General features: G+C 65.7%; 13 protein-coding genes. 5 read left to right on the top strand and 8 right to left on the bottom strand.

The features are described from left to right. Nucleotides 1-865, bottom strand: an 865-nt coding sequence (locus DSM100688_RS11630) for a DUF2252 family protein (RefSeq protein ID WP_205730655.1), incomplete at its 3' end; no start/stop codon positions are given. An 87-nt stretch (nucleotides 866-952) separates the two neighbouring features. Between DSM100688_RS11630 and glnA the strand changes: the two genes are divergently transcribed. Next, a complete protein-coding gene (glnA, locus tag DSM100688_RS11625; RefSeq protein WP_152359246.1) occupies nucleotides 953-2,290 on the top strand; it encodes a type I glutamate--ammonia ligase in 1,338 nt (445 codons plus the stop codon). 9 nt (nucleotides 2,291-2,299) lie between these two features. Next, nucleotides 2,300-3,517, top strand: a complete 1,218-nt coding sequence (locus tag DSM100688_RS11620) for an MFS transporter (RefSeq protein WP_152359245.1) — start codon at nucleotides 2,300-2,302, stop codon at nucleotides 3,515-3,517. Between the two features lie 50 nt (nucleotides 3,518-3,567). Here the strand turns inward: DSM100688_RS11620 and DSM100688_RS11615 are convergent, their stop codons facing one another. After that, complete coding sequence (locus DSM100688_RS11615; protein WP_420837508.1) at nucleotides 3,568-4,683, bottom strand: hemagglutinin; 1,116 nt, start codon at nucleotides 4,681-4,683, stop codon at nucleotides 3,568-3,570. A gap of 102 nt (nucleotides 4,684-4,785) precedes the next feature. Further along, complete coding sequence (locus tag DSM100688_RS11610; RefSeq protein ID WP_152359244.1) at nucleotides 4,786-5,655, bottom strand: helix-turn-helix domain-containing protein; 870 nt, start codon at nucleotides 5,653-5,655, stop codon at nucleotides 4,786-4,788. A gap of 275 nt (nucleotides 5,656-5,930) precedes the next feature. On the opposite strand from DSM100688_RS11610, the gene DSM100688_RS11605 reads away from it, so the two are divergent. From DSM100688_RS11605 to DSM100688_RS11595, 3 genes are all read left to right on the top strand, one after another. Beyond that, nucleotides 5,931-8,186: an alpha-galactosidase gene (locus DSM100688_RS11605; RefSeq protein ID WP_163146957.1), complete on the top strand. Its 2,256-nt coding sequence runs from the start codon at nucleotides 5,931-5,933 to the stop codon at nucleotides 8,184-8,186. 111 nt (nucleotides 8,187-8,297) lie between these two features. Next, nucleotides 8,298-9,755 (top strand): L-serine ammonia-lyase, encoded by a 1,458-nt coding sequence (locus DSM100688_RS11600; protein WP_152359242.1) that lies wholly within the window; start codon nucleotides 8,298-8,300, stop codon nucleotides 9,753-9,755. Between the two features lie 136 nt (nucleotides 9,756-9,891). Next, complete coding sequence (locus DSM100688_RS11595) at nucleotides 9,892-11,733, top strand: CocE/NonD family hydrolase (protein ID WP_163146958.1); 1,842 nt, start codon at nucleotides 9,892-9,894, stop codon at nucleotides 11,731-11,733. 354 nt (nucleotides 11,734-12,087) lie between these two features. Here DSM100688_RS11595 and DSM100688_RS11590 read toward each other — a convergent pair whose 3' ends face one another. The 5 genes from DSM100688_RS11590 to DSM100688_RS11565 form a co-directional block, all read right to left on the bottom strand. Continuing rightward, on the bottom strand, nucleotides 12,088-13,704 hold the full coding sequence (locus tag DSM100688_RS11590; RefSeq protein WP_152359240.1) for an aminopeptidase P family protein: 1,617 nt from the start codon (nucleotides 13,702-13,704) through the stop codon (nucleotides 12,088-12,090). A gap of 236 nt (nucleotides 13,705-13,940) precedes the next feature. Then, entirely contained in the window at nucleotides 13,941-15,110 is a 1,170-nt protein-coding gene (locus tag DSM100688_RS11585) for an aminotransferase class V-fold PLP-dependent enzyme (protein ID WP_152359239.1), read from the bottom strand. Between the two features lie 536 nt (nucleotides 15,111-15,646). Beyond that, the gene (locus DSM100688_RS11580) at nucleotides 15,647-19,120 is read right to left on the bottom strand and encodes a DUF5695 domain-containing protein (protein WP_163146959.1); all 3,474 of its coding nucleotides are present in this window, start codon (nucleotides 19,118-19,120) and stop codon (nucleotides 15,647-15,649) included. 177 nt (nucleotides 19,121-19,297) lie between these two features. Beyond that, complete coding sequence (locus tag DSM100688_RS11570; RefSeq protein WP_152359237.1) at nucleotides 19,298-21,613, bottom strand: beta-L-arabinofuranosidase domain-containing protein; 2,316 nt, start codon at nucleotides 21,611-21,613, stop codon at nucleotides 19,298-19,300. 111 nt (nucleotides 21,614-21,724) lie between these two features. Beyond that, nucleotides 21,725-23,986, bottom strand: a complete 2,262-nt coding sequence (locus DSM100688_RS11565; RefSeq protein ID WP_152359236.1) for an alpha-galactosidase — start codon at nucleotides 23,984-23,986, stop codon at nucleotides 21,725-21,727. Between the last annotated feature and the right edge of the window lie 268 nt (nucleotides 23,987-24,254).

Below are 24,254 nucleotides of genomic sequence, written 5' to 3'. Positions count from 1 at the left end.
AATGACGATAGCTGTTGAACAGCGTTTCGAGCCGCCCTTGCAGCGCCTCGAGATCGGCGTAGTCGTGCAGTTCGTTGATCGGCGTGAGCTCCGGCGGCTTCGAACGGAAGCGCAGCTTGTCACCGTCACGGTAGGTGAGCTTGGCGGCCGCGCGGTTAGAGTCCTTGATCGCGGCCTTGGCCGCCGCGTCGCGCAGCGTACGGTTACGCTTGCCGTTGACCGTACGCTCGTAATGGTCGAGGGCCGCCTCCACATCGATGTGGTCGTACCACGCGTCGAGATAGTCCATCTGCGAGAACTGCCGCAGATGATCGCGATACGAGTGGACGCAGCGCTTGACGGCTTCGCGACGCTCCAGCTTGCGGATGCCGTTCGCTCGCCCGCAGATCTCGACTGACACGGCGAGTCGTTTGATGTCCCATTCCCACGGGCCGGTCGTCGTCTCGTCGAAATCGTTGATGTCGAACACAAGCCGCTGCGAAGGGGAGCGGAACATGCCGAAGTTGCCGATGTGCGCGTCGCCCACCGCCTGCACGGGAATGCCCGTGACGGGCGTGCGCGCCAGATCGTTCGCCATGATGAGCGCCGTGCCGCGGTAGAACGTGAACGCGGACACGCTCATGCGCTGGTAGCGCAGCGGAATGAGGTCCTGCACGCGCTGGCGCGACTGCTCCTCCAACAGGCCGATCACGTCGCGGCGGTTTTCGCGCACCTGCCACAGCGCATGACTTTCCAGCGGCACACGGAAGCGGCGGTCGAGTCCGGCCTGCTCGCGTTCGGCCGGGGTCGGGGCCTGATGCCACGACGTCATGTCGATGATCGGATGGTCGGCGTCGGCCGTCTTCAAGATATTGCTCTCACTCACACTCACAGGCACTACCTTACCGCGTGCCCCGCCATGCTCCGGTATGTTAACGAGGTTCGTAACACGCGAATGGAACCATAGGTCGTTATGGATAAACAGCAGGAGTTTGCGCTGCGCACGGTCGAGGAACGCGACGTGCGCTTTATTCGGTTGTGGTTCACCGATGTTCTGGGCACGTTGAAGTCCGTGGCGATCGCACCGGCCGAACTGGAGGCCGCGTTCGAGGAGGGGCTTGGATTCGACGGCTCGGCGATCGAGGGCATGACCCGCGTGTCGGAGGACGACATGATCGTCCAGCCCGACCCGTCGACCTTCCAGATCCTGCCGTGGCGCGGCGGCCCGCAGGGCACCGCCCGCATGTTCTGCGACATCCTCACGCCCGACGGCGAACCGTCGCTCGGCGACCCGCGCCATGTGTTGAAGCGCGCGCTCGCCAAGGCGAAGGAGAAGGGCTTCACGTTCTACGTGCACCCGGAGATCGAGTTCTACCTGTTCGAGCATCAGGACGACTGGTCGAAGGCTCCGACCCCGATCGATGAGGGCGGCTATTTCGACCACGTGCCGCGCAGCCCCGGCATGGACTTCCGCCGCGCCACCGTGAACATGCTCGAGCAGATGGGCATCTCGGTGGAGTACTCGCACCACGAGGCGGGCCCCGGCCAGAACGAGATCGATCTGCGCTACGCCGATGCGCTGACGACGGCGGACAACATCATGACCTTCCGCACGGTGGTCAAGGAGATCTCGCTGGAGCGCGGCATCCACGCCAGCTTCATGCCCAAGCCCCTTGCCGACGCGCCGGGTTCGGGCATGCACACCCACCTGAGCCTGTTCGAGGGCGACGCGAACGCGTTCTACGAGGCCGGCCAGGAGTTCAACATGTCGATGACGGCCCGCCAGTTCGCCGCCGGCATCCTGTATCATGCGGCGGAGATCTGCGCGGTCACCGACCAGTACGTCAATTCGTACAAGCGTCTGTGGGGCGGCAACGAGGCGCCGAGCTACATCTGCTGGGGCCACAACAACCGCTCCGCGCTGCTGCGCATCCCGCAGTATAAGCCGGGCAAGGGCAACTCGGCCCGCATGGAGTTCCGCGCGCTCGACCCGGTCGCCAACCCGTACCTCGCGTACTCGGTGCTGCTGGCCGCCGGCCTCGACGGCATCGACAAGCAGATGACGCTCGGCGAGCCGACCAGCGACGACGTGTGGGAGCTCACCGACGCGGAACGTCAGGCGATGGGCATCCAGCCGCTGCCCGAGTCGCTCGACGAGGCGCTCAAGATCATGGAGAAGTCCGACTTCGTGGCCGAGGTGCTCGGCGAGCACGCGTTCGAGTACTTCCTGCGCAACAAGCGTCAGGAATGGGACGCGTACCGCCGTCAGGTCACGCCGTACGAGCTCAAGACGTACCTGCCCAAGTTGTAGTATTTTCCCATGACCCTTACCAAGGATGCGGGTGCCGACGGCACCCGCTTTTTTACGCTTCCCGTCATCGTGCTCATCGCCTCCAGCTTCATGCTGGGCATGAGCGAGTTCATCGTCGTCGGCATCCTGCCGGACATCGCCAAAGGCTTGTCCGTCTCCGAGGTCACGGTCGGTAACCTCGTGTCGCTGTTCGCGTTCGTATACGCACCGGTCACGCCGCTCGGCTCCGCGCTATCGGCGCGCTTCCCGCGTTTCGCCACGCATCTGACGCTTATCGGCGTCTTCCTCGTCGGCAACATCCTGTGCGCGTTCGCGCCGAACTATGCGGTGCTCGTCGTCGCCCGCATCATGATTGCGCTTGTGTCCGGCACGCTCGTCGCCATCGCCATGACGTACGCGCCCGACGTGACGACCGACCGGTACCGTACGAAGTTCATCGCGTGGGTGTTCTCCGGCTTTTCGATCGCGTCGGTCGTCGGCGTGCCGATTGGCACGTGGATCGCGAACACGTTCGGCTGGCGCTGGTCGTTCCATCTCATCGACCTGCTCACCGTCGTGCTCATCGTGCTCATGGTCGTCGTGCTGCCGCGCAACAGCCATCTCATGAAGGTTGGCTTCCTGCCGCAGTTCCGCCTGTTCTTCGACCGGCGCATCTGGCTCGGCGTGTTCGCCGTGGTGTGCGGCGCCGGCTCCAGCTATGTGTTCTACACGTATCTGACGCCGATCATGCGCGACGAGATCTATATTCCCGAACAGTATCTGAGCCTCGGCTTGGTCGTCTATGGCGTCGCCTGCCTGTGGAGCAACCTGTATGCCGGCAAGCTCGCGGAGCACGGCAGGGGAGTGGAGCCGCTGTACCACCTGCGCTGGGTGTTTCTCGCGCACGGCGTGCTGCTGTGCTCGCTGGCGTTGGCCCGGGTGATCCCGCTGTACGGCGCGGTGCTGCTCATCGCGCTCGGCATGTTCATGTACCTGTTCAACGCGTCGTCGCAGGTGCTGTATATGGATGTTGCCGCCGAGGCGCACCCCGGTTCGATGAATCTCGCCGCGTCGCTCAACTCGATGTCGTTCAACATCGGCATCGCGATCGGTTCGGCGGTCGGCGGCGTGGTCAACGACACGCTCGGCCTGACGTGGCTGGGACCGTTCGGCGCGGTCTTCTCGCTGATCGCGGCCGGCATCTGCTTTGCGCTGGGACGGTACGTCGGCGTGCGCGTGGAACGGTAGCGTGACGTGTGGCTCCCCTCGCTGAGGGGAACCACACGTGCTTTGGCTGGTCAGCGCATGGAGCCGAACCAGCTCTGGTAGATGATCGCGAAGTTGCGGTTGCCGTAGCTCGAGCAGGCGTCGCCCTCGCCTGCGCCGGCGGCCAGCGCAGCGTCGTTCGGCTGGTACGGCGTGTAGATGTAGAGCAGTGCGGTCGCCTTGTTGCGGATATACACGTTGGTGCCGCCGCAGCTCGCGTTCGGATGGTATTGGATGTAGTTCAGCGCGTTCGCATGGTAGCCGTAGCGGTCCTCGTGCCGCACGTAGTACTGGTAGCGTTTCGCCGCGCCGTACACCTGTTTGAAGAATCCGGCGTATTGCGGGTCGCAGTTCGCGTCGTCCGGGCAGCTCAGTCCCATCGCCGACTTGTATTGGAAGTCGGTGATGGTCGTGGCCGTGACGAGATGCTGCTCCTTCTGCAGTACGGTGAGCAGGATCTTCTGGCTGATGCCGCACGCCTTGCCGGCCTTGGCGATGATCGCGGCGGCCGTCTCGTGCTTCGCGCCGCGATACGCCGCGCAGTAGTCGTCGGCCGGCTGGTCGGTGGTGTCGAACGTCTTCGACCTGAGGCAGTCGTGGCCGGAGCAGGCGGCGCCCTGTTCGTCGAGGAACGACTGCACCTCGGCTTCGCTCATCGCGTTCGCGTTGAAGAACTGGCCGTCCGAGATGATGTCGCCCGGGTCGAAGTCATAGGTCTGTATGAGCTCGAGCTGCCGGGCCTCCGCCGCCTTCACGTCGAGCCGCCACTGCACGAACCGTACCGTACCCATCGCCAACGCCATCGCACAGACGACCGCCACGAGCGTCCACGTCACGGCCTTGACCCGTGCGCCGAGGGTTGCCGTCCGCCACCATTGCGCCGGTGACGTCGGCCGCCGTGTGCCGCTGCGCGCCGGCTTGCGATTGCGTGCGGACGGACGTGTACGTGACCGTGCGCGTGCGGCCGACGACTGCGGCGTGCGCTTCGTCCGGCGCTTTCCCGATGCCGGCGACCGTCGTTCCCGCTCCGCCGGCGTGCGCTGCGGCTGACGTGATCGTTTCGATTGCGACTGTTGTGACTGCGCCTGTTTCGACTGCGTGTGCTTCGACTCTGTATGTTTCGACTGTGCTTGTTTCGTCTGTGCCATCGTGCAGTCATTGTAACGTCCCCGTCTGTGCGCGGCGAGATCCGTCGCCGTACGCGAACGGACGCGCATGCCAGCGTCCACCGCCGGCAGACGGGCGCGCATTCAGGCGTTGTTGTAGTGCCGCATCGTGAAGCTCGTGCGATAGCGCGTGGGCGTCAGGCCGGTGTGCTGTTTGAAGACGCGCATGAAATACTTCGCGTCGTTGTAGCCGCTCGCCTCGGCCACCTGCTGCACACTCATCGACGTGGACAGCAGCAGCTCCTCGGCGCGTTCGATGCGGATCTTCGAGATCTGCGTGGTGATGCTCACCCCGAAATACTGCTTGTAGATCGTCGACAGATAACTCGGCGAATAGTTGAACTGATCGGCGATCTGATTGACCGACAGATCCTCGAACGCATTGATGCGGATCCACTCGTGCACCTTCTGCAACGCATGGCGTTCACGCTGGTCGTTGTCCGCCCGCGCGGCGCGATCCGTCAGCGACATCACCTCGTACAGCAGGCAGATGGTGAAGTAGTCGCAGTACGAGCTCGGGTTCGGATAGCTGCGCTGGTAGATATCGAGCAGCTGGTTGAACATGATCGTCAGCCGGTCGGTGTCCATCTGCGAACTGAACAGCGGCAGCATCATCGTACGTCCCGCATCGTCGCCGGGCGCCGCCTCGCCCCCGACCGCGTCCGAACGCCGCCAATGCCGCGTCTGGAAATGCACCCAGAAAAACTCCAACGTGTCGGTCAGATACCCGGATCCCTCATGCGTGGTGTGCGGCGGGATGATCGCGATGTCGCCACCGCCGATGCGCAGATCGCGCGAGCCGACGCGCAACGGCAGAATCCCGCGCTTGACGAAGATCAGTTCGAAACTGTCCAGCGTCCGTTTCTCATGAATCCAGCCGGGCGTGCCGATGAACTGCCCGGCCGATTCGAACGACACATCGGCGGCCGGCACATCAACGGCAATCGTCGTCATGCTGCAACCTCCTGCGTCGGATCGCGCGACTCATCTCCCATCCACGCGTCCGTTGACACGTGACACATCACGCAACAGTATCGTACGCGACTTGCGCCGCGCCGCAACTCTCTTTTTCTTCGGAACAGCGTAGTTTTCTCCACCGAATCGAAGGAAGCTCGGCACACGCGCACCCGCCGGGCAATAAGCTTGGTGTATATTCGGTCGGTACCGTACCGGTCCGTGCCGCCGTTGCGCTCCGGCAACGACGGCAGTCCACACAAGGAGGCGAAGCAGTGTCCATTGCCTTCCTCGAATCATCCCGCCAGTTCCATCTGCGCAACCGCGACGTCAGCTACGTGTTCCGCGTGCTCGAAGGCGGCGAACTCAACCACCTGTACTTCGGCGGACGGCTCACCGACGACGGCCCGCTCACCGACCTGCAGGACATCCTCTTCCGCGACATGCTGTGCGTCAGCGATGACCGCGGCATGCTGTCGCTCGAACAGATTCGACAGGAGTATCCGGTGACCGGCTCCGGCGACCTACGGCCGTGCGCGCTGACCGTCTGCGACGACCGCGGATCGCACGTGGCGCGCATGCTGTACGCCGGACACACGATCGTACGCGGCAAGCCGCCGTTGACCGGACTGCCAGCGACCTACGTCGAGGACACGAGCGAGGCCGAAACGCTTGAGATCACGCTGCGCGACGACGACCTCGGCCTGCAGGCCGTCCTGCAGTACACGATCTTCGAACAGCTGCCCGTAATCACCCGCAGCGTACGGCTCGAGAACGTCGGCGGCCGCACACTCGCCGTCGAAGGCGCGTACAGCGCCGCCCTCGACCTGCCCGACGCGCAATGGGACATGCTCACGCTCACCAACACGTGGTCGCGCGAATGCGAGGTCGAACGCGCCCCGCTGCGCGCCGGCGGACAGCGCGTCTCCAGCCTCGACGGCCGCAGCAGCCAGCACGCCAACCCGTTCGTCATGCTCGCCCGGCCCCACACCGACGAACTGCACGGCGAGGCGTTCGCCGTCAGCCTCGCCTACAGCGGCAACTTCGACATCGACGTCACCGTCGATTCGATCGGCGGCGCACGCCTGCTCGCCGGCATCAACCCGACCCTGTTCCGCTGGACACTCGAACCCGGCGGCTCGTTCCAGACACCCGAGGCGATCATCGCGTACTCCGACCACGGCATGAGCCCGCTCAGCCAGACCATGCACACGCTGCTACGCACCCGCATGGCGCGCGGCCCGTGGCGCGACCGCCGCCGGCCCGTCGCGCTCAACACCTACGAATCGCTGTACATGGACGTCAACGAACGCAACGTCAAGGAACTCGCCACCGAAGCCGCCGACCTCGGCGTCGAACTGATCGTCGTGGACGACGGCTGGTTCGGCGAACGCGACTGGGACGACGCGTCGCTCGGCGACTGGACGCCCCACCCACGCAAGTTCCCCAACGGACTCAAACCCGTCGCCGACCACGTGCACGGCCTCGGCATGAAGTTCGGCCTGTGGTTCGAACCCGAAATGGTCAACCCCGATTCCGACCTGTACCGCGCCCACCCCGACTGGGTGCTCGGCGACACGACGCGCGAACTGAGCATCGGCCGCCACCAGTACGTGCTCGACCTGACCCGCGCCGACGTGCGCGACCACATCGTCGCCGCCATGGGCGACGTGATCGCCGCCAACGACGTCGACTACATCAAATGGAACATGAACCGGTCGCTGTCCGAAGTATTCTCCGCCAGCTGGCCCGCCGACCGGCAGGGCGAGATCTACCACCGGTACGTGCTCGGCTACTACGACCTGCTGTCGCGGCTGCTCGACCGCTTCCCGAACCTGCTCATCGAAGCCGGATCCGGCGGCGGCGGGCGGCTCGACCCGGCCGTGCTCGCGTTCAGCCCGCAATACTGGATCTCCGAGGACACCGACGCGATGGAACGCGTGAAGATCCAATACGGCACCTCGTTCGCCTACCCGCTGGCCATCATGTCGAACCACGTCACCCCGGTGCCGAACGCGCAGACCGGCCGCAAGTCGTCGCTGAAGACGCGCGGTGACGTCGCCATGTTCGGCGCGTTCGGCTACGAGCTCGACCCGCGCACGCTCGGCGAGGAGGGCCGGGCCATCGTCCGCGAGCAGATCGCACGATACAAGGAATACGCCGATCTGCTGCGCGACGGCGACTACTACCGGCTGCTCGACCCGTTCCGCCCGAATAGCGCGTTCGCGCCCGCCGACGCCGCATGGATCGTCGTGTCGAACAACCGCCGCGAAGCGCTCGTCGGCTACTATCGCACCCGTATCGGAGTCAACGTGCCCGTCCGCTACCTCAAACTCGCCGGACTCGACGAGCGCACCCGATACGCGGTCGACGAGATCGGCTTCGACGTGGAACGGCGGCCGCGCTACGGCGACGAACTCGAACGCGTGGGCCTGTCGCTCACCGACGGGTCCAACTGCCAGCTGCATCCGCAGGTGCCGTTGGGCGACAACCTGTCGCGCATCTTCCACCTGCACGCGCTGGAGGAATAGCCGCGTGCCGGCGTGCCGCAGCTACCGCAGCCGACGCCCGTACCGCAACAGGACCGCACGGCACAGCGGCAAGACGTTAGGGATCGATCGAACAACAGGAAGGAGCACCGGATGTTCAGCATTCTCGACATGTTCAAAATCGGCGTGGGACCGAGCTCGTCGCACACGGTCGGCCCGATGTGCGCCGCACACGAGTTCGCCGTCTCGCTCAAGGACGGCGGGCTCATCGACCGTGTGGCCCGCGTGCGCAGCACACTGTACGGCTCGCTCGCTCTCACCGGCATGGGCCACGGCACCGACCGCGCCACCGTCGCCGGACTCGAAGGCAACCTGCCCGCCACCGTCGACACCAACCACGTGCTCACCATCAAGCAGGAGTGCGAGCGCACCGGCAGGCTCAACCTCGCCGGATGCCATGAGATCGACTTCGACTACGAGCACGACGTCGTCTTCGAACTGTGGCAGCGCATGGCCGCGCACCCCAACGGCATGCGCTTCCAGGCGTTCGACGCCGCCGGCAACCTCGTCGACGAGCAGGTGTGGTATTCGATCGGCGGCGGGTTCATCCGCAAGGGCCACCGCGACGACCTCATGATCGGCATCCACGACCGCCCGCCGGCGGGCACGTCGTTCGCCGACGAGGACGAATCGTCGTCCGTCGACTTCGGACCGGACGTGCCGTACAACTTCACGTCCGGCAGCGAACTGCTCGCGATCTGCAAACGCGAACGCATGCCGATCGCCGACGTCGTCTGGGCGAACGAGATCGCCATGCGTCCGGCCGAACAGGTGCGCGCCGACCTGCTGCACGTGTGGAAGACCATGCACGACTGCGTGACGAACGGCTGCATGAGCCCGATGAAGACGCTGCCCGGCGGCCTCGACGTGCCGCGGCGCGCGCCGAAGATGTACGCGCGGCTGTCGGCGAACAGCGATCTGCTCAACCGTCGCCGCCGTCCGGACGCGGTGCTCGAATCGTCCGACGCCGCATGGGTCGATCTGTTCGCGCTCGCCGTCAGCGAGGAGAACGCGGGCGGCGGCCGCATCGTCACCGCGCCGACCAACGGCTCGGCGGGCATCATCCCGGCCGTGCTCGAATACTACTGGCACTTCGTCGACGCGGCCGACGAGGACGGCATCGTCACGTTCCTGCTCACCGCCGGCGCGGTCGGCTACCTGTTCAAGCGCAACGCGTCGATCTCCGGCGCGGAGGTCGGCTGCCAGGGCGAGGTCGGATCGGCCTGTTCGATGGCCGCCGCCGGCCTGTGCGCGGTGATGGGCGGCACATCCGCGCAGGTCGAGAACGCGGCCGAGATCGGCATCGAACACAACCTCGGCCTTACCTGCGACCCGGTCGGAGGACTCGTGCAGATCCCGTGCATCGAACGCAACGCCATGGCCGCGAACACCGCCATCAACGCGGTGCGCATGGCCATGCTCGGCGACGGCTCGCACATCGTCACCCTCGATCAGGCCATCAAGACCATGAAGGACACCGGCGAGGACATGATGGCCAAATACAAGGAGACGTCGCAGGGCGGCCTCGCCGTCAACGTCGTCGAATGCTGACCGTCGGATATCGGCCGGCGGGCGGCCGGCGATAGGCTGATGACCGGATACGACGATGCGATCGGCCGGCCGCATCGGCCGTACGTCCGGTGAACGGGCCGACGATCGGCCGCACTCACGAAAGGAAAACCACCGCATGAGCGACATGCAATATTCGTATGAGAACGCGATCCGCGAGTTCGTATACATCGAACTGCCGTTCGACGGCGACGCCGACGGCCGTAAGGACCTGGTGCGCGCCGACATCATCCGTCCGCGCGAACTCGACGGCACGGCGAAGATCCCCGTCATCATGGATCCGAGCCCGTACTACGAACTGTACGACCGCCACGGCGAGAAATCCGAATACGCGCATCCCGAAGACAAGTGGAACAGCCCGCTCAAACTGTTCCCGTTCTTCTACGACAACTACTTCGTGCCGCGCGGCTACGCGGTCGTGCTGCTGAGCACGTCCGGCACGTCGCTGTCCGAAGGATTCTGCGACATCGGCGGGCCGAAGGACGTCGCCTCGGCGAACGCCGTGGTCGACTGGCTCAACGGGCGCGCCAAGGGCTACATGACGCGCGACAAGCGCACGCCCGACAACGAGATGACCGCCTACTGGGCGTCCGGGCTCGTCGGCGCGATCGGCAAGTCGTATGACGGCTCCGTGCCCAACGGCATGGCTGCCACCGGCATTGAGGGCCTCAAGACCATCGTGCCGATCTCCGCGATCTCCAGCCAGTACGACTGGTACCATCCGCACGGCGCGCTGCTCAACGGCGACGACGCCGACGGCGGCTGGTGGGAGCCCGACAACTTCGCCGCCAGCCTCGAATCGGCGGCCGATGGCAAGCTGCAGCGGTTCAACACCAAGGGCGGCTGGCAGCGGCTGCACGACGGCTCCGACAAAGAGTACCGCAGCTACAACGAGTTCTGGGCCGAACGCGACTATCGTTCGCACGCCGACCGGTTCAAGGCCAGCGTGTTCATCGTGCACGGCGTCAACGACCTCAACGTGATGATGAACCAGGTTGACGACTACTGGCGGGCGCTGGGGGAGCACGGCGTGCCACGCAAGATCTGGCTGCACCAGTACGCGCACGACGACCCGTTCGACGTGCGCCACGACGCATGGCTCGCGACGCTCGAACGGTGGTTCGACTACTGGCTCAAGGGCGTCGACAACGGCATCATGGACGAGCCGGAAGCCACGATCGAGGATCCGGACGGCAACTGGCACGAATATGCGAGCTGGCCGGTGCCGGGGGCTGTGGCGTGTACGTTCGGCGTGCGTGCGGGTAATGACGGCGGTGATGGTGACGGCGACGCCCGACTCGGCGAGCTGGTCGAGGTCGCGGACGGTGCCGATCGTGCGGCGTCCGGTACCGGCGACGTCGCTGCCGAACCGACGCATGTCGCGACGGTCAAGGGCGCACGGATCAAGGAACTCACGACGTACGCCGAATCGACCGCCGCGCACGACGACCGGCTGCTCGTCGTCGGCGCGACGCTCGAACGCGACTGGCACATCTCCGGCACGCCGCACCTGAGCCTGCGCGTCAAGGCGAGCGCCGCCGACACGAACCTGTGCGCGTCGGTCATTGAATACGGCGAAGGCAACTACGTGCAGGTGAGCGAGGACATCCACGCGCTCGTCGAACTCAAGGAGAAGCGCCCACCGGTCGGCGGCTTCAGCGACGACGACAAGGCGTCGTTCGTTGTATGCGTGCCGCGCAAGTCGCACGAGATGCAGAACATGGTGACGCGCGGCTGGATCGCCACCGCGCACAAGGACGCGTTCGACGCGTTCACGCCCACGCCGGTCGACGAGTGGATGGACGTGTCGTTCGACCTGCTCGCCACCGACTGGACCGTGCGCGCCGGGCATCGTCTCGCGCTCGCGATCTACAACAACTCGAAGCGCCTCGCCGCCGTGCCGCTGTCCGACTTCACGATCGACCTCGACTCGGTGCGCCTCACCCTCCCCGTCGCCTGATCCCCCGACGGACATACAGCCGAAACAGAGGCCGGAATCGGCTGTATGTCCGTTAGAGGGGAGGTAGCTGGTAATCCGGTAGAGCGGTAATCCGGTACGTCATTAGGGAGCGTTCCCAAGGGCCGCATGCTCACCCCCTAACGGACATACAGCCGATTCCAACCCCCGTTTCGGCTGTATGTCCGTTAGAGGGGAAGGATGAAATGGTTGGGGGAGTTCTTAATGGTTCACTATTTATGGCTTACTACTTGATTCTGCCCGTAACCCCCTAACGGACATACAGCCGATTTATGGGGGCTAATCGGCTGTATGTCCGTTGAGGGTGTGGGATGTGTATAGCTTTTCTGGGGACGGTCAGTCGTCAGAGTCGACGGCCATGCTGTCGTGATCGAGGAAGCTGCGCAGGTACCGCTGCGGGTTATGCTCGGACAGCCACTGCTCGATCTCGTCCGACGTGCGCGGATAATCGACCAGCACCTCGGCGCCGTGGTCGGTGATTAGGATATCGTCCTCGACGCGTACGCCGATGCCGCGGTACTCCTCGGGGATGAGCAGATCGTCGGCGTCGAAGTACAGTCCCGGCTCGATCGTGAAGATCATGCCCGGCTTGAGCTCGGCGTCGGGATAATACCGGTTGCGCGCATGCTGGCCGTCGTGCATGTCGATGCCGAGCATGTGGCCGGTGCCATGATACAGCCAACGGCACTGCTGCTGGCCATCGGGGCCAAGCGCCTCCTCCACGCTCACCGGCAATATGCCCATGTCATGCAGCGATTGTGCGATGCTCGCCATCACCGCATCCTGAATGTCACGGTACCGGGCGCAGGGGCGGCTCGCGGCCTCGATGCCGGCCATCTCGCTGGCCACGACCGCATCGTAGACGCGCCGCTGCGTCGGCGTGAACCTGCCGTTGACCGGGAACGTGCGCGTGATGTCGGCGGTGTACAGCGAATCCAGTTCGCCGCCGCCATCGATAAGCACCAGATCACCGTCCTTGAGCGAGCCGGAGTTGTCTTCGTAATGCAGCACCCCGCTGCGCACGCCCGACGCGACAGCCGGTATGCCCGCGACCACATGGCCCTCGTATCGCGCGCTGCCGGTGAACACGGTCTCGAGCAGCCGTTCGCCGCGCGCGACCTGCCGCGCGATCGGCAGCATGTCGGCGACGCGGTCGAACGCGCGCAGCGTCGCCCGTACCGACCGACGCATCTCCTCGATCTCCACCGGCGACTTGATCAGACGGATCTCGCCCAGCCGTTCCTGCAGCACTTCGTCGAGGCCGGCGTTCTCGTCGGCGCCACCGAGTCCGCAGTCAATCCGCACTTGGTCGACCAGCGCGTCGACGAGCGCATCCACGTCACGGCACAGCCGCAGCCGCACGCCGTCCGGGCCAGCGTCGGCACGCAGCGCATCCTCCAGCTCGGTCCGGTCACGCGTCTCGATGCCGGTCATGACCGCGAAATCCGCCAGCGTGGGCTGCGGGCCGGTCCAGAACTCGCCGTGCTTGTAATCCGAATAGAACCGCGGATCGGAACGGTCGATGGGCGGCTCGACATACAGCACGTCATGGTGGCCGACGACGCCGTCCTCGGTGACGATCGGGTCGATGACGAGCACCGAGTCGGCCTTGTATCCTTTGCCGAGCCCGGTCAGATAGGCGAAGGCCGTGCCGATGCGGAACGGTTGGAAGTCGATGTCGTTGACGCGCGTCTTGGGGATGCCGGCGGGGATGACGAGCCGTTCGCCGGGCAGTAGTGCGGCGATGGCGTCGCGGCGGCGTATCGCGTCGTCGGCGAACCGGCTGCGGCTGACGGCTGGACGTTGCGCCGTGCCCCAGCCGCGGTAGATGATGTCCTGGAATCCGTGCGCCTGCAGCCGTGTGCCCATGCCGCCGCACTGATGTTTCGGTTCGGGGGCGGTGTCGTTGTCTGCCGCGGCTGCGCGTATGCGTTGCAGTTCGTTGGTGTCCATATCGGCTCCTTTGCTGTGATGATGAATGACACTTGGTGATGTCCTCCCTAACAGACATACAGCCGATTCATAGGGGTGAATCGGCTGTATGTCCGTTGAAGGGATGAGATGGAATCGTCAGGGAACGCTGTTTGGCGATGCCGGAGCGCGCCCACCCTCAACGGACATCCAGTCGATTTACCCCTATGAATCGGCTGTATGTCCGTTGAGGGGAAGTGTGAGACGGATGGGTTGGGTTACCGGGCGACGGCGTCGCGCAGTGCGTCGACAAGCAGCCGATACGTGTCCTCGCCGGTGGTGGCGTGCGGGGCGATGCGAATCGTCGACGGATGCACCGAGCAGGTGACGCCGGCCTCGCGCAGCCGTCGTCCGATCGCAGCCACGTCATGCCCAGGGAACGCCAGCGGCAGAATCGCCGACCAGTGGCGCGGATCATCGTCGCGTACCAACGCGCCGCCCATCGTACGCACATCCTCGTCGAGACGCTCGGCGAACCGCGCGACCCGCGACCGGATCCACGGCACGCCCACCGACTCGACCAACGCCAGCGCGGCATCCAGCCGTCCGGCGGCGATCGGACTGAGCACGCTCGCCGCGAACCGATCGGCACCGGGCAGCGGTTCATGCAACGCGGCGTCATAACGCTCGGAGCCTTCCGCGCCGGACCATCCCGACAGCAGCGGCCGACTCAACCGCTCCAACGCACGAGGCGAACACGCCATGAACCCGGTGCTCCAGCCGGCGCGCACCCACTTCTGCCCGCCCACGGCGAGCACGTCCGCCTGACTCCAGTCCGCGTCGACCACGCCGAATCCCTGAATGCCGTCGACCACCATCAGCCGGTCGCCGATCGTCTCGCGGATCTCGTCAAGATCGGCAAGATAGCCGGTACGGAAATCCACCACGCTCAGCGACACGACATCGACGCCGTCCAGCAGCGGCGCGATGGATGCGGCGTTCGCCGGGCCGTCGTAGGTGCGCACCGACACCAGTCCCGCGGATTCCGCACGCTTCCACGGGTACAGGTTCGCCGGGAACTCGTGGGCGTTCAACAGCACGACGGGCACATGGTCGTCGGCCGGCAGCGAGAATGCGGCATGATACAGCGCCGTGCTGGTGTTCGGCTGCATGGTGATCTCATCGGGACGGCGGCCGGTCATCGCCGCGACGCGACGGGCGGCCGCGCGGGGCGCCTCCATGAGATCGGCGACGGTGTGCGGGCCGGCGGCGGCGAGCTGTTCGAGCATACGTTGTTCGGTCTGCAGCACGGCCTGCGACGGCGCGCCGACGCTGGCGAAGTTCACATAGCCGATGCTTTCGTGGAACTGACTGAAGTATGCGGCCTGCGTGTCGGTCGGCGTTGCGTCGGTTGCGGATGGTGGGATGGGATGATTGTCGGTTGTCATATGGTCGGCCCCTTCGCCGTGATGGCCCGTCGTGATCGACGATTGGCTTCATGCTATCGCGTGTGACGGTTGACAAAGGGCGGTTCGGGTGGACTCTCCTGTGCAGTTGGCGAAACGGACATACAGCCGAAATGGAGGCCGAAATCGGCTGTATGTCCGTTGAAGGAGGAGGCAGAAGCGTCATGGAACGTTCCCAAGGGTCATATGCTCACCCTCTTACGGACATACAGCCGATTTCGGCCTCCATTTCGGCTGTATGTCCGTTAGAGGGATGAGGCGAAACAGTTGGGGAACGTTCTCGATGGTTCGCTGCTTGTTCTGCCCACAGCCCTCAACGGACATACAGCCGATCCGCGGTCCCTTTTCGGCTGTATGTCCGTTAGAGGGATGGAGCGTATAGCTTCTGGGAACGTTTCATTCCGTAGCGGTATCGTCCATCTCCTTCAACGGACAACCAGCCGATTTGGGGCCGTCAATCGGCTGGATGTCCGTTGAAGGGGGGTGTTCGTCCTTGGGAACGTCCCGGGGTGTTCCCGTCAGGAGAGGGTGATGGTGACGGGGCCGTCGGCGACGGGGACGGTGAGGTCGCGGGCGGCGGCGTGGCCGACGGCCACGGACGCGCCGTCATGGGTGAACGCGCGTAGCGTGGCGTGGCCGTCGAGCGCGTCGACGATGGTCAGCGTGATCGCCGTCCGTCCCGACTCGACTTCACTGATCGTCACGTCGGCGAATCGCGCGTTCTCCAGCAGCACGTGCGTGCGGTCGGTGGCCGACCGGATGAGATGCAGCCGGCGGTTCACGCCGTCCGTCGGCGTGATGCGCGTCACCCGCACGCCGGACGATGCCTTGGTACCGTCGCCGTCGCCGTCGCGCACGTCAGCCGTACCGCCGTACACGACCCGTCCGAAATCGGGATCGTCGGCCACCACGACCGCCGCGCCGCGCAGATACCCGCAGTAGCCGAGATCCGTCTCGCATCCGTAGATCCAGATGCCGCGCTCGGCCGGCTGTCCCAGCCACGTCGTCGCATACGGCAACGGTTCGAACCCGCCGCTCGACGCGCCCTGATTCTCCGCACCCGGGAACCAGTAGCCATATCCGCTCGCCGCATCGCCCGCGTTGATCAGCGCCCACGAACTGAGCAGCGACGCGTACGCCAGCCGCAGCAGCGCGAACGGCGACCCGTCCGCATACAGCGCGTCCTCAAGCAGACCCCATCCGCCCATCTGCGACATGTAGCTTAACGTGTACTGCATCGTGTCGCCGCGAATGTCGGAACCGGAGATGTAGAAGCCGTTCTCCAGCCAGCCGCGGCAGGCGACGTTGCATGCGCGCTGGTACCGGTCGAACCGTTCCACGTCGCCGGCGCGATACGAGACGACGGACCGGCCGTCCGTGTTCCACACGCGCATCGCATGATCGCGTCCCCAGTCCACCACGGCCTGCGTCGTCTCGAAGCCGGTCGTGTCGAACGCGTATTCGGAGCCGAACAGATCCTTCGCCTGACGGATCATGAAATCCGCCTTGTGGTTCCAGTACGCCTCCAGCTGCGCGGCCTTCGCCGTCTCGCCCTCGTCACGCAGCGCGTCGATCACGTCGGCGATCACCAGCTCGTTGTAATAGCCGGTCTTGTACGGCGATGTGTTGTCCAGTTTGCCGGTGTAGTCGTATTCGACCTCGTCGGGATAGCGGTACATCGCCGTGAACGTGCCCCACGCGCGCGTCAGGTACTCGCGAGCCGGCAGCGACGTCCACTCGGGGTTGCGGCGGGCGATCCGGTACATCATGAACCAGGCAAGCGCCACGTGCGGGAAATCCCACAGTCGGCTGATGTGCAGCTGCTCGTTGCCGTTGAGGTTGCGGTGGTCGCGCAGGGTGCGCCAGTCGGGCACGCCGTACACGCCGTACGGCCACGGCTCGTCCGTCGTGCGCTGTAGGCCGCCCCACACGAACGTGGTGAGGTATTTGTCGAGCGCGCGCACCTGTGATTCGACCGGATGCTCGGCGTTCTTCGCGGCGAGGAACGCGGGCTTGCTCAGTCCCGGGTCGTCGCACGTGACCTCGTAGATGCGCCAGCCCTTGATCTCGTCGTAGTTGTCCGGATTGAGCAGCGCGCCGGTCTTCGTGTTGCGTTCCTGCAACAGGCCGTCGTACCACTTGTCCGGATCGTTCGCCTGGCAGCGCGCGATGTAGTCGGCGCGTGCCGCGATGAGCTCGTCGACCGGCAGCGTGGCGAACAGTTCGAGGTAGCCGACGCGGGTGCCGGCGGTGTCGTGACTGTGACCGTCGTCATCGCCGTAGTGCACTGTCAGCAGGTTCTCGCCGAGCCGGTCGAACCGTACGCCGTAGATGCGGCGGAACGTCGGCGTGTCGCCGTCGTCGGTCACGCTGTCCTCGACCAGTCGGATGGCCGTCGTGTCCGCGTGCTCGGCGCTGATCGTGACGTTCGCGTACTGCGAGTCGATTTTGACGAGCGCCTCGGTACCGCGCGGCAGCGTATAGCCGGGCACCACCTGCACGTCGAGCTTGCCGTGGCGCACGAGTTCGGCGCGCGCCTGATCGTATCCGTCCACCCACAGCAGGTCGAACGTGAACGTGCGACGTTCGCCCGCCGCGAGCGTGAGCGTCGTGGTCGGCAGCCGCCAGCGGCCGCCCTCGTGCGTGCGCGCCTCGTCGGCCGCGGCCTGCCCGTACAGGTGGATGCGGTACACGTCGCGCTCCTCGCCGCCGCGCGTCGGCTGCTTGCCGAGATCGAACAGCTCCCAGCGCATGCCGTCCTCCGGCACGCACAGCAGGTACGGCGGTTTGCCGTCGGACGGCGTGGCGAGGAAGAACGAGTTGTCGCCGGCGACCTGCGTGTGCCGGATCATGCGTTGCGCCGCGTCGACGCCCCACGCCATGCGGCTGTTGAGCGGTACGGCCATCGCCACGTCGGTGAGCGTGAGCGGCTCGTCGCCCGTGTTGGCGAGCGTGATCGCGGCGCGCAGCGTACGCCCGTCGAGTCGGAATGCGAGCGTCGTGGCGAGCGGGCCGTGCGTGTCGTCACGGAACGCCGCGTCGCCGTGCGCGTCGAGATGGCCGTCGAGTCCGACGGTGGAGAACGTGCCGCCGTCCGCATAGGTGATGGTCACGTCGCCGAAGCCCATGTCCGGGTCGATCGCCTCGATACCGCCGGTTGGCGTGGTCAGCGAGGCGAGCCGCCCGTCGGTGATCGTCGCCGCCTGCCAGCCGTTGACCAGATCGTGGCTGGCGTGGATCGACTTGGGATCGTCGAGCAGGAAGTGATACAGCGAATACATGCCGTTCGCGCCGTCCGCGAAGCCGAGCGGCGTTTCGGCGAAGCGCACGAGGAACGACGCGATGTCGTGCTCGCTGGCGGCGAACGTGAGCAGCAGCGTGAACGATGCGGAACGGCCGGGGGCGAGCGTGAGCGAACGCGCCGGGTTGACCCAGCGGCGGGTGGCATGCGCGGCGGATGCGTCGTACGATGCGCGGCGGCCGGCGGAGCGCAGATAGCAGCGGTAGACGGGGGCGTGCGGTGCGCCGTTGTCGTGCGGTGTGCCGTGCGGTGTGATCGTCTCGACCAGTTCGATCTGCGTCGTGTTGTACGGCATGACGAGCAGACGATGGTCGCGTTGGCCGGCGTACGGCAGCAGTAGATATGCGTCGGGTGTGTCGAGCGGATGGTCGTCGTCGGCGACGGCCGTGTCGCTCGTGACGACGGCCGCGTCGTCGGCGATGCCGAAGTCGAGATACAGATCGTCGAGCGTGACCGGTTCGGCGCCTGCGTTGCGCACGGTCAGCGTATAGCGGACGTAAGCGTCATCCGATGCGGCGGGCGCGAGCGACGCGGACGCGACAAGTCCGTCGGCGTTCGGCTGTGCGGACAGGGTTGTGGATGCGGGACGTCCGTGGACCGTCGCGCCGACGGCGATCGGTCGCAGCGGACAGCGGATGCCGTTCGGATCGGACAGGATGACGGATGATGCATCGTCGTTGATGAGTTCCATGATGAGGCTTTCTGATGATGGGTGGGTGGGCGTCGGAGGTCGTTCCGTGTGCTTCCCTCAGTCAGCTGCACTGACAGCTCCCCTCGGAGAGGGGAGCCAAGACGGGCGAGAAGGGAGCCAAAGGACGGAGAGACGAAAAACGGCCCCCTCCGCGTGGGGAGGGGGCCGGTGGTCAGGCTACTTGGTGCGCACGTAGGCGTGGTAGTGCTCGAAGCCGATCGTCGAGAGCGGCACGAACTTCAGTCCCGTGGCCTTGTGCGTGAACGTGAGTGTGCCCGGCTCATGCTCGAACGCCGCATCCGGGTCGGCGTCGTCGACCGGCACGTCGAGGAACGACGTCTCGTCGCTCAGCGCGGCGAGCACGTACGGACCCCATGCGACGCCCGCCAGCTCCGGACGGTCCGGCGTGGCGAACAGGTGCATGTGCGGGTTGAAGCCGAGCTCGAGATGCGCGCCGTCGAACGAGTCGAGGCCGAGCAGCGCCGGCGAGAACGCCAGCTCGCCGGTCGCGGTGCGGGCGGCCTCCACCACGGCGGCGTCCACCGCGCGGCCGTTGACGCTCACCGTGACCTTGCCGTCGACGCTCCAGGACGGCACGCGCAGGCGCAGCTGCTTGCGGCCCAGACGCTCCACGTCGATCGCCACGTGCTCCGGCGTCGCGTCGGCGACGGTCACGGAGAGCTTGCCCGCCTCGTCGTCCAGCGTGCCGTTGAGGTACAGGCGCACGTACAGCGCGTCGGCGTCGGTGTAGTAGGCGCCTTCCGCGTAGTAGAAGTGCGATTCGAGGCCGGTGCCGTGGCAGCAGCTGTTCTCCACGTCGAAGCTCTTCTGGCCGCCCGGCTGGGTCGGGAAGAAGTACATGCTGCCGCCTTCGGGCACGTGGTCGGTCGTCGCGGCGATGTGGTTGAGCGTGGTGCGCTCGTAGTAGTCGCCGAGCTGAGCGTCCGGGAAGTAGCGGTATAGTTCGGCAGTCAGCTTGAGCATGTTGTACGAGGCGCAGCTTTCTGCGGTGTTGTCGAACAGCAGATTGCCGATCTCGTCGGGCTGGTGGAACATCTCGCCCTGGCCGGTGCCGCCGAGCGCGTAGAGGTGGTGGCCGGTGACCGAGTCGTAGAAGAACTTCGCCTGATCGAGGTAGTACGGCACGCCGGTCTGCTCGAACAGCTTGACCGAACCGATCACCTGCGGGATGTGCTGGTTGGCGTGCATGCCGCCCAGCGAGTCCACATGCTGGCGCATCGGCTCCATCAGGCGGTCGTTGTCGAACAGGCGGGCCGCGGCGAGATGCTTCGGGTTCTTGGTGATCGCGTACAGGTTGGCGAGCGACTCGTTCATGCCGCCGAACTCGCCGGCGATGTACATGCTCCACATGTTCTGCAGCTGCTCGTGCGGCAGCTTCGACAGGCGATCGTACGTCCAGTCGCCCATCTTGGACGCCACGTCGAGCGCGGTCTCGTTGCCCGCGTACTGGTAGGCGTCGATCAGGCCGGCGAGGATCTTGTGCAGCGTGTAGTACGGTGCCCAGATGGTCGGATACGGGGCGTACTTCTCGAGTTCGTTGAACTGGAACTCCGAGTAGGCGGACAGGAAGCCGGGATGGAAGCCGGGCTTGCCGTCGAACGCGCGCTGCACTTCGGCGAGCGAGTCGACCATGTAATCGAGCTTCGACTTGATCGTCTCGTCGCCGCTGGCGGCGTAGGCGAGGGCCAGCGCGGACACATAGTGGCCGGTGGTGTGGCCGCGCAGCAGCGCATCCGGCGCGTCCCAGCCGATCATGTCCGGCGCGCCCTTGGTGTCGAGGCCGGCGGCACGGCGGAATTCGATGAGCATCTGGTCGTCGTTTACGGTGCGCAGGAACTCGATGCGGCGCTGCTGGTTGCCGGCGAGCACGCCGTCGCCGGTCAGACGCACGTGCGCGAGCGGCACCGGGTTGAGCTTCGGCGTGGCATCGACCGGGGTCTGCGGGTCCTCGGCGAGCACGTGCACGGTGGCGTTCGCGTCGATGGTGCTGCCGTCGATCAGGCCGTGGAAGGTCACGTCGCCGGGCTCGCCGGCGGTGTGTTCGACGCCGTCGTCCCAGTTGATGCGCTGGGAGAGCAGACGGCCGTCGTCGGTGAGCACGGCGGCGAACATCGGCAGGGCATAAGTGGCGCCCGCCTGAACGCTCAGCTCGATCGGGAAGAACTCCTTGACCTTGATCTTGTTGGCCTGTTCGAGCACCTTGACGGTGAACTCGCGGGTCGCGGTCGCGTCGCCGTGCGTGACCGTCGCGGTCAGCGTCACGTTGCGGTCGCCGCGGCCGTATTCGGGCATGTGGACGGTGCCGTCGGGCTGGATCCAGCGTTCGTCGCTGGACGCCCACGTGACGGTCGAGCCGTTCTTGCCTTCGGTCGGCAGGGTCAGGTCGAATTCGACGGTGCCGGTGTTGCCGATGTACAGCAGTTGCGCGTCGGTGTCGACGATCTGCTGGTCGGTGAGTGTGGTGTCGCTCATGGTGTCCCTTTCTGTTGTGGTGGGTGATTGGTTGGTTGATGAGACGGTTGTTGGTTGATTGGATGATGGACGGTCGCGGGTTGCGCAGATCGCAATCGTGGCCGGGTCGTGTCAGATCGCGGTCAGATGGAACAGCCGCGACAGGTTGTCGCCGCCAGGGATCTTCGACTTCCATTCGCCGGCCGATCCGTCGATGAACCGCAGGCCGACCTCCTCGAGTTCGTCGCCGTACCGGTCACGCCATGGGTTCGTGTCGAAGCCGATCTCCTCGACGTGGTATTTCGCCGTGCGGTCGAGGCCCGCGAGCCGCAGCTGGAACGGCAGCAGATCCACGCCGACATGCGTGCGATAGTAGCCGACGAGCGCCTCACGGCGATCGGGGGAGACGACCATCCACGCGGCGTGCGCCATGCCGAACGCCGGATTGGCGGCGAACGGGCTGATCAGCCGGTAGAAGTCGCCGGTGGCGACCAGCGAGGCGAATCGCTTGTCCTGCTCGATCTGCTCGCGGATCTGCGCGCGCTCGGCCTCGTCGGTCACGGTGCGCGGATCCAGCTCGTAGCCGAACGTGCCGAAGTACGCCACGTCGGCACGGGTCTTCAGCGGCGAGACGCGGCCGGTCTGCGCGTTCGGCACCGCCGAGACGTGGTTGCTCATCATGCTCAGCGGATAGGCGAACGAGGTGCCATACTGGATCTTCACGCGTTCCATCGCATCGGTGTCGTCGGAGATCCACGCCTGCGGCGCGTAGGCGAGCACGCCCGGGTCGACGCGGCCGCCGCCCGAGCAGCACGATTCGATGAGCATGTCCGGGAAGTCGCGGTTGAGCCGGCGCAGCAGCTCGTAGTAGCCGAGCACGAACCGGTGGTACACCTCGCCCTGCCGTTCCGGCGGCAACGTGGGGGAGTACACCTCCGACAGCTGACGGTTCATATCCCACTTGATGTAGTCGATGCCGCCCTCGCGGATCGTCCTGGACATGATGTCCTCGAGATAGTCGACGACCTCCGGGCGCGTCAGATCGAGCAGGTACTGGTGGCGGCCGACGCTCAGCTCCACATCAGGGTCGCCGAGCACCCAGTCGGGATGCGTTTCGAACAGCACGCTGTCGCGGCTGATCATCTCCGGTTCGAACCACAGGCCGAGCTTCATGCCCAATGCGTGCACGCGCTCGCCGACCGGCTTGAGCCCGTTCGGGAACTTGGCCGGGTTGGCGAACCAATCGCCCAGCGACGTGTCGTCGTAGTTGCGGTGGCCGAACCAGCCGTCGTCGATCACCAGCATCTCGATGCCGAGGTCCTTGGCGCTCTTCGCCACGTCGACGAGCTTGTCCTCGTCCATCTTCATGTAGATGGCCTCCCACGTGTTCACCACGATCGGGCGGCGGCGGTCGCGCCACGGGCCGCGGGCCATGCGTGTGCGGTACAGCCGGTGGTACGTGCGGCTGAGCGCGCCCAGACCGGACGTCGAGTAGGCGAGCACGACTTCGGGCAGCTGCAGCGATTCGCCGGGGTCAAGCCGCCAGCGGAACAGTTCGGGGTTGATGCCGAGGCGCAGACGGGAACGCAGGTAGCTGTCGACGTGCACGTCTGCGTCGAAGTTGCCGCTGTACGCCAGCGACGCGCCGATGGCCGCGCCACTCGTCTCGGTGGCGTCGGGGCGGGCGAGCACGAGGAACGGGTTGGCACGGTGGCTGGTGTGGCCGTTGAGGCTGGCGACGCCCTGATGGCCGGGGCGCAGGCGGGCGCGGGTCGGCGTGCATTCGCGGCCCCATTCGCCGGTGAGCGTGATGAGGTCCCAGTCGGCGTCGGTCAGGTCGAGGTCGGCGCTGTAGGCGGCGTCCACGTCGAACGGCTTGTTATAGCCGGCGCCGGTGTTGGTGAGCCGGGCGCTGCGGGCGATCGCCGGGAAGTCGACGAACAGCGTGTACAGCAGCTGCACTTCGAGGCCGAGACGCTCGTCGCGCAGCGTGATCTCGAGGGTCTGCGCCTCGTCGTCGTGTTCGGTGTAGGTGGAGGGCAGTCCGTCGAGTTCGGGCTTGCCGTCCATGATGCGGTAGCCGGCGTAGAGCGGGCGGACGACGTGCGAGCCGCGTGCGTCGGTGATGGCCAGTGCGGTCGGGTTGAGGTCGCCGGAGCCAGCGGCCGGGTATTCGAGATGCTCGTCCTCGACCGAGTAGGCGTCGGCCGCGTCGTGCGTGAGCAGACCCTGGCTCGGCGGGTTCGTGGCGTCGGTCAGCGGACCGTCGTCGACGAGTCGCGGGCCGAAGTACACGTGTGACAGCTCGCCGCCCGGCAGTACGCGCATCACGTAGCTGATGCCGTCGTTGCGCAGGTGGAACTGCCGTGCCTGCGGATCGTAATGGATGCTCATCAATGCCACCTTCCATATGGTGTGGTGAAGGGCTTCGATGCCGCTTCGTTGCCACCCAGTGTATGGAACGTCTCGCGTTCGTCGCACTCGCCTCCTGTGCGATTAGGTGGATTTTTCTTTACTGTGTGTTGTTCTTAGGTTTGTTTAGCTTCAGCGGATAGTTGACGCATGTGTCGGGGCATGGTTGACGGTATGTCCTGGGGCATGGTTGACGGGTTTGGGTGGTGACAATGGTGTATGGACACGTTTTCATCATCATCGGCCGGCA

Source organism: Bifidobacterium ramosum, assembly GCF_009299505.1.
Taxonomy (GTDB): Bacteria; Actinomycetota; Actinomycetes; order Actinomycetales; family Bifidobacteriaceae; genus Bifidobacterium; species Bifidobacterium ramosum.
This window is presented reverse-complemented; position numbering and strand designations above follow the sequence as displayed.

Bases quoted from the DNA above. Each gene is read 5' to 3' on its own strand.
- glnA (WP_152359246.1), top strand. From the start codon at position 953: ATGGATAAACAGCAGGAGTTTGCGCTGCGCACGGTCGAGGAACGCGAC.
- DSM100688_RS11620 (WP_152359245.1), top strand. From the start codon at position 2,300: ATGACCCTTACCAAGGATGCGGGTGCCGACGGCACCCGCTTTTTTACG.
- DSM100688_RS11615 (WP_420837508.1), bottom strand. From the start codon at position 4,683: ATGGCACAGACGAAACAAGCACAGTCGAAACATACAGAGTCGAAGCAC.
- DSM100688_RS11610 (WP_152359244.1), bottom strand. From the start codon at position 5,655: ATGACGACGATTGCCGTTGATGTGCCGGCCGCCGATGTGTCGTTCGAA.
- DSM100688_RS11600 (WP_152359242.1), top strand. From the start codon at position 8,298: ATGTTCAGCATTCTCGACATGTTCAAAATCGGCGTGGGACCGAGCTCG.
- DSM100688_RS11595 (WP_163146958.1), top strand. From the start codon at position 9,892: ATGAGCGACATGCAATATTCGTATGAGAACGCGATCCGCGAGTTCGTA.
- DSM100688_RS11590 (WP_152359240.1), bottom strand. From the start codon at position 13,704: ATGGACACCAACGAACTGCAACGCATACGCGCAGCCGCGGCAGACAAC.
- DSM100688_RS11585 (WP_152359239.1), bottom strand. From the start codon at position 15,110: ATGACAACCGACAATCATCCCATCCCACCATCCGCAACCGACGCAACG.
- DSM100688_RS11580 (WP_163146959.1), bottom strand. From the start codon at position 19,120: ATGGAACTCATCAACGACGATGCATCATCCGTCATCCTGTCCGATCCG.
- DSM100688_RS11570 (WP_152359237.1), bottom strand. From the start codon at position 21,613: ATGAGCGACACCACACTCACCGACCAGCAGATCGTCGACACCGACGCG.
- DSM100688_RS11565 (WP_152359236.1), bottom strand. From the start codon at position 23,986: ATGAGCATCCATTACGATCCGCAGGCACGGCAGTTCCACCTGCGCAAC.